Source organism: Bdellovibrio svalbardensis, assembly GCF_029531655.1.
Lineage (GTDB): Bacteria > Bdellovibrionota > Bdellovibrionia > Bdellovibrionales > Bdellovibrionaceae > Bdellovibrio > Bdellovibrio svalbardensis.
This window is the reverse complement of record NZ_JANRMI010000003.1, coordinates 200,622-213,990: the sequence shown is the minus strand read 5'-3', so window position 1 is coordinate 213,990 and position 13,369 is coordinate 200,622. Positions and strand designations below refer to the sequence as shown.

Sequence of the window (13,369 nt, the reverse complement as noted above, 5' to 3'; positions counted from 1 at the left end):
GATTCTTTTAGAGTATATAGTTCCGAACTTCATAGGAGGACATCATGGTTCGTAAATTGGCTCTTGGTCTTGTTGCTTGCGCACTAGTTGCTGGTTGCAAATCTAAACAAACTCAATCAAACGAAAATATTGAAACGGCACAGACAGGTCAATCCACTGCGATTGATTCAGCTCCATTGAGCTTCGACCCAATGGGTTCTGATTCTGGTAAAATCGACGGTCTTGTGACTGTTCATTTCGGCTACGACAAGTCTAGCCTTGATGCTTCTGCGAAGAAGGAAATCGCTCAGAACGTTGAGTGGATGAAAAAGAATTCTGGCGCGAAAGTTCAAATCGAAGGTCACTGTGACTCTCGTGGTACTATTGAGTACAACGTAGCTTTGGGCGAACGTCGTGCTAACGCTGTTAAAGCTTACATGGTAAGCTTGGGTGTTGCTGCAGACCGTTTGAGCACAATCAGCTACGGTAAAGAAAAACCAGTTGAAGCTGGTGACTCTGAAGCGGCTTGGGCTAAAAACCGCAGAGCGAACTTCGTTCCAGCTCAGTAAATCGTTTTTTGAAAGGTGTTGAGTGAAAGCGACTAGACTATTCATCGGAATTATTTTTTTGGTGATCGTTGGTTGTCAGACTGTCCCAGCACCTGTTGAAGACTACTCACTTGCTCGGGCCGCTATCGATGCGGCCCGTTCAGTTCAAGCGGCTCGCCATTCCCCAGGATTCTGGCATCAGGCGGAAGAAGCTTATCGCAAAGGTCGCTTCTATTACGAAGATCGCGACTATTCCAAAGCAAAAGAACAATTTGTACGCGCAAGGATCGCTGCTGAAAAAGCAGAGAATTCCGCTCGTCTAATTCGTCAAAGAACCGGAGATGTATTATGAAGTCACTAGTTGTTGTCGCATTAACAGGACTTATGCTGACAGGCTGCTTGCAAACCCGAAATGACGTTCGCGACAATGAACAACGTCACGTAATGCAACAACAAGTATCGACTTTGCAAAAAACCAACGCTGATGTGGGCAATCGCTTCTCTGACCTTGAAGAGGAAATGCGTTCGCTAACAGGACGTGTGGATGTTGTGGAAAACAAGCTTGGTCAAAGCAACTCTGGCGTTGAATCGGCTCTTAAAAGTTCTCAACAGCAAAACATGGACTTGAGTCAGAAAGTGGTTTTGTTGCAGGACGCTTTGGTGAAAATGGATAAGCAAATGGATGCGATGAATTCTGAAATCCAGGCTTTGAAAGCGAACCAAGCGGCAGCGGCTTCTCGCGCTTCTGAAGTGTCTTCTAAAAAAGAGTCTCGTAAAGACGGCTACGAAGCGGGCCAAGAGTTTTTCACTAAAAAAGACTGGAAACAGGCGATTCTGCAGTATCAAAAATACCGCGATGAAAGCCCCAAAGGCTCACATTTTGCGGATGCGACCTACAAAATCGGAGTCGCTTTCCAGGAATTGGGTATGAAGGACGAAGCCAAGACTTTCTACGACGAAGTTGTTAGCAAATATCCGAAGTCAGAAGAGGCCCGTCGTGCTAAGATCCGTATCAAAGGACTTAAGAAATAAACGTGATTGAAAGAGTTTTAGCCATCGAGACCAGTTGTGATGATACCTCCGTAGCGATCGTGGATCGCTCGGGGTTCGTACACTCTGTGGTGGCTGCTTCGCAGGATCTGGAACATGAAATGTATGGCGGAATCGTTCCTGAAATCGCCGCTCGCAATCACTCCATCGCGTTAATCCCACTCATTGAAGAGGCTTTTAAAAAAGCCAATATGTCTTGGAACGATATTCACGGTATTGCCGTAACCAATCGTCCCGGTCTTATTGGTGCCTTGATCGTGGGTTTGGTGACCGCGAAGTCTTTGTCTCAGGCAAAACACATTCCGTTTTTGGGGATCAATCATCTTGAAGGGCATTTGCTTGCACCTTTCTTGAAAGATGCCCAACATACTCCGCCTGAAGATTTTGATTATCCTTATGTGGGTTTGGCCATCAGTGGTGGACACACCAGTCTTTATCACATCACGGGTCTGGGCGAATATCATGTTTTGGGTACTACCAAGGACGATGCTGCCGGCGAATGTTTCGATAAGTTTGCGAAGATGGCAGGCTTGGGTTTCCCGGGTGGAGTGAAAGTCGATCAGCTTGCCAAAACCGGCAACCCAGAGGCCTATGAATTTCCACGCAGCATGATTCACGACGACACTTTTGATATGAGCTTTTCCGGTTTGAAGTCTTCAGGCCAAAGAATGCTCGAACAATTAGGGCCGGAACGCGTGAAAGAGAACCTGCCGGATCTGTGTGCCTCTTTCCAAGAAGCTATCGTCGATGTCTTGATTGCAAAATTGGATAAAGCTGCAAAATTTTATAAAGCGAAACGTATTATTCTGACGGGTGGAGTGAGCGCGAACTCTCGCCTTCGTGCGCGCGCGGAAGATCTGGCGAAAAGAAAAAATCTTCGCTTGGTTATTCCGCCGATTCGTTATTGCACAGACAACGCGGCCATGATCGGTTATGTTGGCGCTCTTCGTATGGCACGTGGTGAAACGTCTGCGATTGATTTGGGTCCTTCACCGCAAGCCCTAGCATCGGATTTTAAATGAGTACCGCCCGTGAAAGACTCAAAGAAGCTTTAGCCATCTTGGAAGTAACTGCCAAAAAATCTCTCGGACAGAACTTTCTGGTCAGTGATGTGGTTATTCAAAGAATCATTGATCAAGTTAAAGATTTTAAACCGGAAGCTCTGATTGAGGTGGGCCCGGGTCCTGGCGCTTTGACTTATTTCTTAAAACAAATGAATGTGCCGCTTCAGTTGATCGAGTTGGACCATGTGATCGCCGCTTATTGGCGTGATCAAGGTTTGCCGGTCATTGAGCAGGATGCCCTGCAAATGGACTGGAGCCAGTTTTACTCTGACAAAAAATTAGTCTTCGTCAGCAATCTGCCTTATCAAATCTCTTCCAGTATCGTGATTGAACGCTCTTTGGAAGATGTGGGTCCCGAGCACATGGTTTTGATGTTCCAAAAAGAAGTGGCGCAAAGAATTCGTGGCATCGCTCGTGATGATCATTACGGACTTTTGAGTGTTATCGCACAGACTTTCTGGAAGATCTCGATGGTCACGGAAGCCGGGGCGAGGGACTTCCAGCCGGCGCCGAAGGTGCAAAGCCGGGTCTTGGCTTTCTCGCGCATTCCGACTGAGGTCAAAAACAGGAAAGCCTTCCTAACCTTCGTTAAATGCGCTTTTGCGCAAAGACGTAAGCTTCTAAAGAAGAATTTAACTGGTGTTTTAAATCAAAAAAAGATAACTGAAGAGCAGCTGATCGGCTGGTTGGCGGAACTTGGTTTCCCGGAAACCGCACGTGCCGAAGAACTCAGCCCAGTTCAATTTGTGAAGCTTTACCAGAAATTTGGATTTGAATCATGAGTAAACCCCTCAGCAACATTCTGATCATTCAGGAAAATAAGAAAGCTCGCTTCGATTATACGATTGTTGAAACGTATGAAGCGGGTCTGATGCTTATGGGGAGTGAAGTGAAGTCCTTGCGCGCGAAAGACGTGCAGTTGAAAGACTCATATATCAGCTTTAAGGGCGATGAGGCTTACTTGCAGAATGCTCATATCGCCGAATACAAGCCTTCCAGCTACAACAATCATGCGCCGGAACGTCACCGCAAACTCTTGATGAACCGTAAAGAGCTCGATGAAATCTACGGAGCCCTCCGTGAAAGAGGCTACTCCTGTGTGCCTTTAAAAATCTATTTTAAAGAAGGTCGGGCTAAGCTTGAGATCGCTTTGGTGAAGGGTAAGCAAACCCACGATAAGCGCGAGGCGATTAAGAAGCGTGACGTTTCCGATCAAATTCGTTCGACACTAAGACGCTCTCGTTAGAGATAAACTCTTCTTGTATTCCCAAGCGTGATCTTTTAATCGTCAGCAAATTCTTCCAAGCGGCATAGGCTTCACGATTTTGCGGGTCGATGCTAAGCTTTTCCAGAAGTCTTAATTCTGTCTCTGTATTGGCTTTCAAAGAACGATAGAAATAGTCATAGGTCATGGAGAGATCGCGGAAGTCATCTTCTTCCGGGATATGATAATCAGGAATATCCCACTGTCCCAGCATCAAGCGATGCATATGCTTTTCCATGGTCACTAATGGCGACAAAAGATTTTTCGTCATACGAATACTTAAAGCCAAAGTAACACCCGTAATCAGCACAAAGGCTGCAGTCAAGAACACCCGTAACCACGTTACTTCACGTTCTAAATGCTGAATAAAATGCGGATGAGTGTCGTAAGCAATGCTTTTAAAGAGCTCATAGTTCTGAGCAATAAAGTAGTAAGCGGGAAGCAAAAACAAAAGAGCGCCACCGGCCACGGCCGTGATCATGTACCAACAGTATTTATACTGAAAGGCTTTGTTTAAAATATACCGCTTAGGACTTTGTCCATGGGGTACTCGCTGTGGCTCGATAACTCTTCTTCCATAAAGCATAGTCTTCTTATCGGTGAGTTGAGTTTTCCAGAGAGTCCAATTATTCTCAAATAAAGACAGATTGCACAGTTTCAACCTAGGAGCGCCCTCATGAGTTCAGCAACTGAGAAAAATACAGGACCTTCGCGATCTTTCAAGACCTTGGTCTTGATGCCCTTGGCAATTCTGATTTGTGGGAGCGCCTTCGCCAATGATGAATCCACCTTGGTGGATGAAAAATATTCGTTGAAAGCAGATCGCGAAGCCCTGGAGTCCCTTCGTAAGAACATCCCGGCAAATGTGAAGAAAGAGAACGATGAAAAGGCCTTCATGGATGACATGATGTCGGATCTTTCAAAGAACCCATCGGATGTTCGCAGTAAATTTCAATCGATCCTGAATAAAAAGCGCGAAGTTTTCAGCAAGGATATGACCAAGAAGCGCGAAGATTTCTCAAAAGCTCAATCCAAAGAGCGCGAAACATTCACCAAAGACCAAGGTGAGCAACGCAAAGAGTTCTCAAAGAAAAAGACTTCTTCCTCGGAACGCTCTGAGTTCTATGATGACCTTGAAGGCAAACGCAAAGACTTCTATGCGGGACAAAAAGAAAAGCGCGATGCCTTTGAAGAAGACATGCGTGATAAACGAAAAAATTTCGATGATTATGTGCGCGCAAAAACCGACGAGTTCAACCAGCTTCACCGTGATTACACCAAACGCTATGAGGAAAATAAGAAAGCCCAAGCGGATCTAAAAAAACAAACCGCGGAAAAGCGCAAGAATCTGGAAAAAGATCTCGATAAAGAATACGAACCCATCCGTCAAAAACCAGCCATCCCCCTCGGCCCCGAAGGCGAATAGGGTACGCCGTACCTTTTTGAGGCTCGCCGCGATAAACGCGGTGAGTGAAGCAAAAGGTGCCAGGCACCTTTTGCTTATTTTTTTGCGGCGGCTTCCTCTTCTTCGTCGGCTTTGCGATTTTCTTCTTTTTGATTCGCGAACAGATTCAATGCCTTAATTCGAACTTCGGCGATTTGTTCGCACGAGTCTTTCAGGGATGAGTCTTGGCAAGATTCATAAAGTTTCTTACGAAGACTGTTCCAGGTTTCATGCCACTCAGAGGCTTCTTGCAGCTTTTCTTTGGAAACCTTTTCGAGACTGGGAATTTTTGTATTCACCAAAGGCAAAAACTTTTCCAGATAGAATTCTTTTTGTTCTGGCTGAAGATCATGAAACTCATCATAAGATGACATATAAAAGGGTGGCTCAGACATGTCGATGCTTTCAGATTGCTCCACGTTTTCTGAAGCCTTCGCAAATGAGGTCAATCCCAAAGATAAAAGGCAAAAAGCCAGAAGAAGAGTGAAAGTTGAAAGTCTCATTATCTTGCTCCTCGGCTGTTTGATGCGACCATCACTTTGCGATCTGAGTAAACGTCTCTCAATGAATCCTCGATCGCTAACAAAGAATTCTGATAGTAATAGGATCCTCTGCGCACGACCGTAAATTTTTTGTTGTCTGTACAGCTAGTGCGGTCGAGCATCTGCAGGTCTTTTCGGCCTTTAGATCCGAAGGGGTTTCCGGGGTCGCGCATGCTGTAAGATCCCGTGAAGAAATCAAAACGATTTTTGCCTCTGATGGCTCCGCCTGTATCATGCACAATCAAAAAACCGGGGTGGACCATGGTTTTGCCATTCGGAAGTGTCAGAACTTTGCCCTTCATGCTGGGCATTTGAATGATATCACCCATGCTGTAAAATCTTGGATCTGCGGCAACGGAAATAAATGGAATCAAGCAATTGCCACTGGCGCCGAATGAGGTATCACAAGAGCCCATAGAGCGAGTTTTACCAGTATAAGTAAGAAGTCTGTTCCCGGATAGAGTTCCAGAACCTTGCAGACGCACTTGGCGTTTGAACTTTTCACAAGGGGTAGAAGTACGGCAATAGTCTTTGATATGCGGAATGAAGTAGATGCTGGAAACTGCAACGTCACTGCTGCAGACATTTCTAGAGCTGCCAGCTTGGGCGGTTGCAATCAACGCGCATAACACCAATGGTTGAGATACAAACTTGCAGCTCTTTTGAAAAACGTTCGTGAGACAGATGTGTTGTTTCATACCAAATGTTAAAGCAAAAAAGAGACCGCCTCCAGGGCGCCCTTATTTGTTATAACTGGAGGATGTTTAGACACCGTCTGTAGCAATCAACACTTTCTCATAGTGAAACGTGTCGGTTCTGGAAGATGCTAGAACATGCGGTAGGTGTGTCCCTGCCACCATATTTCTTAACACGACGAGTGAAGCAAAAGGTGCCTGGCACCTTTTGCTTAAGGGCGTTTGAAGATTTCCTTGTGAAGTTCCATGGTGATGGCAAAGAGTTTGTTTTCAAGGATCGGCGACAGAGGAGTGAACTCAATCCCGAAAGTTTGAATGACCTTGTTTCCCTCATCGACTTTGATATGTCGAACAATGCCCTGAAGTTCAAAAGGGGCGCGCTTGCCCACAATCAAATGGCCGACGACTTGGTCACCCACTTTCATTAAGGGATTGTCCATGCGGTAGATCACGCGACAGCCTTGGCTGCTGATGTCTGCCAGTTGGCCAATGATATTTGAGGCCTTCCCGTTGACGGTGATAATATTGAATGAAGACGTATAACCATCGGGAACTTTGACACGATAATTTTGACGTCTTTGCAGATGATAGAGCTCTGTTGGCAGTTGCACAGAGTATCTGTTTTGATAAGCGATGATCTTGCCTTCGAAGTAGTATTTTTCACCACCCAGAAAGAAGTAGCCCAAAAATTCTTCATCATTCTTTAGAGAGGCTTGAGATTCACTGATGCAATCAAGAAACTGAGTCTTTTCGGTGTAGGTCTGCACACGGAGTTTTACCAGGTTCTCATCTTGGCCTTTGCAAAGAATTTCACCTCGCGCATTGGCAAGGTCCTGGAAGAGCTTGGTTTTCTCTTCCACTTTGCTGATTAGGCTGAAGATTTCCTTATCCATACAGTGACCTCGTGCTTATTGTGAACCAAATGTTGGATACGCGAGTTTTCCAAACCTTGAAATGCCGCTAGGGTCTCAAAGTCGGTCTTACCTTGGAATTTTATCGTGCAAACAAAGTTCGAGCATAGTCCTGAACTTTGCCAATTCTTTACAAGTTCAAGAAGCTTCTCGGGATAGCAGATAATATCAGAGAAAAACCAATCGATGGCCCCGATGTCTTCGGGTTTCACATTAAAGGCATTGGTCTTCATAAATCGAATGCGGGGAAGACGGGCGATCTTTTCATCCAAAGGTGCGCGATCAATACTGATCACCTCGCAGCCCATCTGTTGTAAAACCCAAGTCCAACCACCGGGACAACTGCCGAAGTCGACAACTCTCTGGCCTGGGGAAGGGCGCACTCCATAGACGGTGAATAGTTCCCACAACTTCAAGTAAGCCCGTGAAGGAGGGGTCTCTTTATTCTCATTGAATTGAACCTCACCCAGAGGAAAGGGTGAATTGGTTTCGCTGGCTGCAAGCAGGGTGTTCTTATCGAGCAAAGTCCACGCGCCAATTGGATCCTTGGGAAGTTCACCCAAAAAGTCCATCACCCGGGGGCGAAGTTTGGGCAGCTGATCTTGAATCAGTTCAGCCCGGCGGTGATTCTCAAAAGAGTAGTGAGTCCAGAGCTTGCCTAGACCTTTCAAAGCTTTTGCCGCTTGAGTGATGGATTCAAAGGGGATGATTTCGGCGTTCAGCCAAATATTATGGGCCCAGACAGCATTCTGAATGGGCCCATCGGTAAGAACCAGATTTCCGTGAACTGAGCGAACATTTTTCAGTTCTTTAAGCAGCTCCGGAAGAAATTTTTCAACAGTAAGATAAGCAATCACGCTGCTCTAGTTGCCACAGCCGGAGTCAGAAGTCCACGGTTGTTCCATGTCGTCATCGCTTCAGCCCAAAATTTTTCTTTAATATTGATATCAGAAGCTCCCATTTTGATTTTTGGGAAATCCTGTTTATCGAAATGCTCTGTGAACTTCGACTCATCACAAGCGCGCACGATTTTCATCATAAGATTGAAGTGGGCTTCTGAGAACGGTTTGTTATCGACAAGCATTTTTCTGAGTCCGCCCTCTGGTGTGTGCACAAGGAAACTGTAGAGGTTCGGTACATCATATTGCTGACTCATTTTGATACTCCCTTTTTTTCATTTATTGGAACTCACTCAATATATCGGTCGGATAATTCGAGTTCTTGAGCTTCCCTCTGGACCATGGTCCTGAGAGTGACTGGATAATAATTTTCCACTTTTTTAAACAAGACTAATTTACGGGGAAAAAGGTCTAGGAAGTCTAAAGTCCTAAGACCTAGATCCGATCTAGGAGGTATGAAAACACAAAACAACACGACAAACATCTTGGCTACTCTTCTTGTAACAACATTGATTTCATCGAATGGTTTCGCGATGGCGCAGGCTCCGATCAAAGAGACGGGAACTGAAACAGACGCGCCGAAAGCGACGACACCGCCAGTGACATCGAATCCCAAACCGCCGGTGCGCGAACCAGCAGCGGTGACGGACTCCATCACGCCGGCAAACTTTGATGTATTTTCTGAAGTCTCTTATCCAGTAGGACAATTGGTGGATTCAAAGTTCCAATCTTACCGAGAACTGCTTCCACAACGAAATGCGCAGGAAGGCCATTACTCAGACAGCTGCGACACAACTCCGGATGGACAGGATCGTTTTTCTGACCGTATTGCTTATGCGGTGGAAGTAAAGATGCACCCATCAAAAGCGGGCTTGGGCTATGTCGGTTCCGCATATGGTTTGAGCAGCAATGAAGAAAACTATTTCCCGAACAGTTTGATTTCTCATCCTCTTTGTACGGTGACTGCAGATACTTTAAACACTACATTGGGTGGCAAAAAGATTCCATCAGCATCGACAATTAGAAAAGCAAATGAGTTCGCAAATAAAATGAACGAGTATCGCCGTCAGGCCTTGGCTGGGGATCGTGCTGGTTACGTCAAAGCTTCGAAGCTTTGGTCTAAGTTCATGATGTGTACTTCATACACAGAGTCTTTAACTTCAGCGAATACTTCAAAATCAAATAGTGTCGCCAGCAAATATGCACCTTCAGGTTATCGTCGCCCAGCAAGTGTACTGTTCTATGAAGATCCATACCAAGACGCCGCTTCTAAATTGAACATTGGCTTGTTCCAATTCACACCAAATTCCGGCGGGAACGTGCAAGCTTGTATTCGTGAGTGGAACAAGTTGTATCCAAAGTGCACGATTTCACCGAAGGCAAATCAGGCGGAAATGATTCGTGTCGTGGGAAGTTCTTTGCAAACCTTCAACGCGTTCTGCGGAGCTGCAAAAGTAACAGGAATGTTCGCGGTGCAAGTGAATACAACAAAATCAGGCAGCACTCATCCGGCTAATCTAGTCGGTGGTAAGTTGAAGCCAGCAGCAGAACGTTGTGTGAGCCCGCACTTCGCGTCGGGAAAATCATACAACCACTTCGGGCCGTTCCAAAACTCAGTCGGAACGAATCTCGAAGAAGTATTAGGTTGTACACTTGCTGGCGAATACTAAATATTCAGGGGAGAGAGCTGAACTTTGGCCAGAGCTCTTTCCTCCAAAGTCTGCTGCAGCATTTTTGCCAAAGCACCAAATTCATTATTTGGTAGATTGACTGCCGCGCTCATAATGATTTCCGCTACGGGCATTAGTTTTGGAACTGGCTGCCCACCCTTTTTTTCACACTCGTCCACTGCTGAAATCACCGAATGCTTTCGGCACACAGTCGGTCGATTGTAGTAATTCCGACAGGCATTGTCGGCACCTAAAAATACACAACGATTGGCTTCGATAAAGCCCTGTTCCCAAGCCACATCAAGGCGCTTGCGCAGAGACATCTGATACAGCTTTGCCATATCAATACCCAATCCATCAGATAGACCCTCAGCCAAAGAATCCGCCAGAATTGTAGCGTCGTCTTTAGTGATCTCCACTTCCAAATGGCAACAGGCGCCGCAACCCCTTTGGCAACTTGTTTTGATATGCGAGCTTAAGGCTTCCTGTTCATTGATAAGTTCATGAACTTTGCGGCCTCGCTCGGCACCGGGAGGATATGCGCCCAGTACTTCGGAGTAATACCCCAAAAGTCGGGTGACCTCTCGATCAAAGCTTTCAAACTCTTCGGATGTAAGAAGATCCTCATATTGCTTCAAAAAGGCTTTCAAGTGGGGAGTCTTTTTCATTCATTTACGATAGCACGCCCTACTAAGTGACGGTTCTTTAAAGGTTAACATTTGTTAAATTAAGACTATGAGCTAGAATGACTTCAATGCCAGGGAGAAGTTTTTTGGGGACAGCTCAACATAAGAATGAATCAGGGAATCAATTCCGGATGGAATGGAGCCGAAGTGAAGAGGATCTTCACGATGTGCTCGAGCTTCGGAAGATATGCTTTCCTGCGATTAAGGATTCTTTGACCAATGCAGACCTTATTGCCCAGCATTTGCTTGTTCGCACTGCTGACGGATTATTGTGTGGAGCTTATCGGGTCACATTATCTCATCAAGTAAATGCCTTTGAGTCGGAAGAGGATTTTATTTTGGGTGACCTGTTACAGAAGCCCGGAGTTAAGGTTGAACTGGCTTGGGCTTGTGTTCATCCAGATTATCGTGACGGACGGGTGATTCACTTGATGTGGCGGGGGTTGAGTGAGTTTTTTAAAACTCATAAAGTCCGTTATGTATTTGGTCTGGCGAGCATCACGCTGGACGAGTCCGACAAGCTCTTAGATATCGTAGCCTATCTGAGGAATCAAAATTATACGATTTCACACAAGGACATTAAGGCTCGTAACGGATTTCTTTCTGATAAGGCCTTGGTGCTGGAGAGACCCGAATCTTCTATGAAGAAAAGACTGCTTCCCAGTCTTTTACGGGCCTACATAATGGCTGGAGCTTTGGTCTGTCTTCAGCCTGTCTTCGACCCGGATCTGGATTGTTATGATTTTATGACGGTCTTAGATGTTGAAACGGTCAGTGCCGTTGTTTCAAATCATTTCAACTTTTAGAATTAGAGATCCAGACGTTCAAGCTCAGCCGCCGGAAAGAAGCAAGCCAATCACACTGGCTCCGCAAATCACCATGGAACCGCCAACAATTCCTACACAGGCTCCGACAATCATAAAGAATCCAATAGCGTTAGAATAAACAATCTTTTTGAGCAACCCCATACGTGTCTCCAGAGTTTCTTTGAATATTTGGCTGAATGGTAAGACTGGGGAAATCAGAATTCCTTGATTCTGATCAAGTTTGAGGACTTTTGACGCCCGAGGGAGTGTCCCACCGGGGTTTAAAAGAGCAAAAATCTTGTTAATACTGACGGCCATCATAGGAGCCCATGCTTTTTTGTCCGATTATGATATCGTCCCAATATCTTCTAAGGAGAAACGTTATGAAATTTTGGAATTACAAGAATGCATTGTTAATTGTGCTTGCTGGCCTCTTGCCGGCGACCGTGAATGCCGCGGATGCGATCAAAGGTGAAGAAGTCGCAGTACTGACTGATGCGCCTGAAGTTCCGCCACCAATCACTCGCAAACATTCAACTAAAGTGATCGTGAATCTGGAAACTAAAGAAGTGAAGATGCGCTTGGCTGACGGCGTGGATTATACTTTTTGGACCTTTGGCGGAAAAGTGCCAGGTAAGTTCATTCGTATCAGAGAGGGAGATCAGGTGGAGTTCCATCTGCACAACCATCCATCCAGCAAATTGCCGCATAATATCGACTTGCACGCAGTAACTGGACAGGGCGGGGGAGCGGAAGGCTCATTCACAGCGCCAGGGCATAGCTCAACTTTCAATTTTAAAGCATTGAACGCTGGTCTTTATGTTTATCACTGTGCGACTGCCCCCGTGGGTATGCATATCGGTAATGGAATGTATGGTTTGATTTTGGTCGAACCTAAAGACGGTCTTCCTAAAGTCGATCGTGAATTCTATGTGATGCAAAGTGAGTTCTATACAAAAGGAAAATACGGAGCCCCAGGCTTGCAGCCTTTCAGCATGGCAAAAGCAGTTGAGGAAAAAGCGGACTATGTCGTTTTCAACGGTAATGTCGGAGCCATCACTGGCGATAAAGCATTGAAAGCGAAAGTGGGCGACTCAATTCGTTTGTTTGTCGGTAACGGTGGACCCAATCTTGTATCTTCCTTCCATGTGATCGGGGAGATTTTCGATAAGGTCTATGTTGAGGGCGGTAAACTTGTGAACGAAAACGTTCAGACAACTTTGATTCCTGCGGGCGGCTCTGCCATCGTGGAATTCAAAACTCAGAGAGCTTCAACTTTGATCCTCGTGGACCATTCTATCTTCCGTGCCTTCAATAAAGGAGCGTTGGGAATGATAAAAGTTGAGGGCGAAGAAAATAAAGAAATCTACTCTGGTAAAACTGCAGACGGCATTTATCAGCCTGAAGGCGGTGTCATTCAAGAGATGGGAGCCGAAGCTCCTAAGCAGGTTCCAGCGAAAAACTTGGAAGAACGCTTAGCTGGCGGTAAACGTATCTTTGATACTTCATGTTTTGCCTGCCATCAAAGCAATGGCCAAGGTCTTCCGGGCGCCTTCCCTCCGCTTGCTGGTTCTGATTTCTTGAATAAGAATAAAGACAAAGCGATCTCAGCCGTCATTCACGGTTTGGAAGGCCCAGTCAAAGTTAACGGCAAAGAATTCAACTCAGTGATGCCAGCGCAATTGCTGTCAGATGAAGATGCCGCAAACGTTTTGACTTATGTCTACAGTATGTGGGGCAACTCGAAAAAAGTTGTAACTCCTGAAGAAGTGAAAGCCGTGCGCGCGGCCGGTAAAAAGTAAGTCAGATAG

The 13,369-nt window shown here is 45.8% G+C and carries 18 protein-coding genes; 10 read left to right on the top strand and 8 right to left on the bottom strand.

The window, feature by feature from the left end; translation table 11 throughout:
- The first annotated feature begins 44 nt into the window (after positions 1 to 44).
- From pal to smpB, 6 genes are read left to right on the top strand one after another with little or no spacing between them, the layout of a single operon-like run.
- Entirely contained in the window at positions 45 to 548 is a 504-nt protein-coding gene (pal, locus tag NWE73_RS11145) for a peptidoglycan-associated lipoprotein Pal (RefSeq protein ID WP_277578401.1), read from the top strand.
- Positions 549 to 570: 22 nt separating this feature from the next.
- Positions 571 to 879, top strand: a complete 309-nt coding sequence (locus tag NWE73_RS11140; RefSeq protein ID WP_277578400.1) for a DUF4398 domain-containing protein — start codon at positions 571 to 573, stop codon at positions 877 to 879.
- Positions 876 to 1,559, top strand: a complete 684-nt coding sequence (locus NWE73_RS11135; RefSeq protein ID WP_277578399.1) for a tetratricopeptide repeat protein — start codon at positions 876 to 878, stop codon at positions 1,557 to 1,559. Before NWE73_RS11140 ends, NWE73_RS11135 begins: the two co-directional genes overlap by 4 nt.
- Positions 1,560 to 1,561: 2 nt before the next feature.
- Positions 1,562 to 2,599, top strand: a complete 1,038-nt coding sequence (gene tsaD, locus NWE73_RS11130; RefSeq protein ID WP_277578398.1) for a tRNA (adenosine(37)-N6)-threonylcarbamoyltransferase complex transferase subunit TsaD — start codon at positions 1,562 to 1,564, stop codon at positions 2,597 to 2,599.
- The gene (gene rsmA, locus NWE73_RS11125; RefSeq protein ID WP_277578397.1) at positions 2,596 to 3,423 is read left to right on the top strand and encodes a 16S rRNA (adenine(1518)-N(6)/adenine(1519)-N(6))-dimethyltransferase RsmA; all 828 of its coding nucleotides are present in this window, start codon (positions 2,596 to 2,598) and stop codon (positions 3,421 to 3,423) included. The genes tsaD and rsmA overlap by 4 nt, the downstream gene beginning before the upstream one ends.
- Positions 3,420 to 3,887, top strand: coding sequence for an SsrA-binding protein SmpB (gene smpB, locus NWE73_RS11120; protein WP_277578396.1), 468 nt, complete (start codon positions 3,420 to 3,422; stop codon positions 3,885 to 3,887). The genes rsmA and smpB overlap by 4 nt, the downstream gene beginning before the upstream one ends.
- Here smpB and NWE73_RS11115 read toward each other — a convergent pair.
- A complete protein-coding gene (locus NWE73_RS11115) occupies positions 3,832 to 4,491 on the bottom strand; it encodes a hypothetical protein (RefSeq protein WP_277578395.1) in 660 nt (219 codons plus the stop codon). The genes smpB and NWE73_RS11115 overlap by 56 nt on opposite strands.
- 90 nt (positions 4,492 to 4,581) lie before the next feature.
- On the opposite strand from NWE73_RS11115, the gene NWE73_RS11110 reads away from it, so the two are divergent.
- A complete protein-coding gene (locus NWE73_RS11110; RefSeq protein ID WP_277578394.1) occupies positions 4,582 to 5,331 on the top strand; it encodes a hypothetical protein in 750 nt (249 codons plus the stop codon).
- 74 nt (positions 5,332 to 5,405) lie between these two features.
- On the opposite strand, the gene NWE73_RS11105 is transcribed toward NWE73_RS11110, so the two are convergent.
- The 5 genes from NWE73_RS11105 to NWE73_RS11085 form a co-directional block, all read right to left on the bottom strand.
- Positions 5,406 to 5,852: a hypothetical protein gene (locus NWE73_RS11105; RefSeq protein ID WP_277578393.1), complete on the bottom strand. Its 447-nt coding sequence runs from the start codon at positions 5,850 to 5,852 to the stop codon at positions 5,406 to 5,408.
- Positions 5,852 to 6,589: a 3D domain-containing protein gene (locus NWE73_RS11100; RefSeq protein ID WP_277578392.1), complete on the bottom strand. Its 738-nt coding sequence runs from the start codon at positions 6,587 to 6,589 to the stop codon at positions 5,852 to 5,854. The genes NWE73_RS11105 and NWE73_RS11100 overlap by 1 nt, the downstream gene beginning before the upstream one ends.
- A 209-nt stretch (positions 6,590 to 6,798) precedes the next feature.
- Positions 6,799 to 7,479 (bottom strand): flagellar brake protein, encoded by a 681-nt coding sequence (locus NWE73_RS11095; protein ID WP_277578391.1) that lies wholly within the window; start codon positions 7,477 to 7,479, stop codon positions 6,799 to 6,801.
- Positions 7,455 to 8,354 (bottom strand): SAM-dependent methyltransferase, encoded by a 900-nt coding sequence (locus tag NWE73_RS11090; protein WP_277578390.1) that lies wholly within the window; start codon positions 8,352 to 8,354, stop codon positions 7,455 to 7,457. Before NWE73_RS11090 ends, NWE73_RS11095 begins: the two co-directional genes overlap by 25 nt.
- Entirely contained in the window at positions 8,351 to 8,653 is a 303-nt protein-coding gene (locus NWE73_RS11085; RefSeq protein ID WP_277578389.1) for a hypothetical protein, read from the bottom strand. The genes NWE73_RS11090 and NWE73_RS11085 overlap by 4 nt, the downstream gene beginning before the upstream one ends.
- Before the next feature lie 198 nt (positions 8,654 to 8,851).
- Between NWE73_RS11085 and NWE73_RS11080 the strand changes: the two genes are divergently transcribed.
- Positions 8,852 to 10,066 (top strand): hypothetical protein, encoded by a 1,215-nt coding sequence (locus NWE73_RS11080; protein ID WP_277578388.1) that lies wholly within the window; start codon positions 8,852 to 8,854, stop codon positions 10,064 to 10,066.
- On the opposite strand, the gene NWE73_RS11075 is transcribed toward NWE73_RS11080, so the two are convergent.
- Positions 10,063 to 10,734 (bottom strand): YkgJ family cysteine cluster protein, encoded by a 672-nt coding sequence (locus NWE73_RS11075; protein WP_277578387.1) that lies wholly within the window; start codon positions 10,732 to 10,734, stop codon positions 10,063 to 10,065. The two genes, NWE73_RS11080 and NWE73_RS11075, sit on opposite strands and share 4 nt — an antisense overlap.
- 149 nt (positions 10,735 to 10,883) lie before the next feature.
- On the opposite strand from NWE73_RS11075, the gene NWE73_RS11070 reads away from it, so the two are divergent.
- Entirely contained in the window at positions 10,884 to 11,558 is a 675-nt protein-coding gene (locus NWE73_RS11070) for a GNAT family N-acyltransferase (protein ID WP_277578386.1), read from the top strand.
- Between the two features lie 24 nt (positions 11,559 to 11,582).
- Here the strand turns inward: NWE73_RS11070 and NWE73_RS11065 are convergent, their stop codons facing one another.
- Entirely contained in the window at positions 11,583 to 11,720 is a 138-nt protein-coding gene (locus NWE73_RS11065; RefSeq protein WP_277578385.1) for a hypothetical protein, read from the bottom strand.
- A 221-nt stretch (positions 11,721 to 11,941) separates the two neighbouring features.
- Between NWE73_RS11065 and nirK the strand changes: the two genes are divergently transcribed.
- Positions 11,942 to 13,360, top strand: a complete 1,419-nt coding sequence (nirK, locus tag NWE73_RS11060; RefSeq protein WP_277578384.1) for a copper-containing nitrite reductase — start codon at positions 11,942 to 11,944, stop codon at positions 13,358 to 13,360.
- Positions 13,361 to 13,369 lie beyond the last annotated feature (9 nt).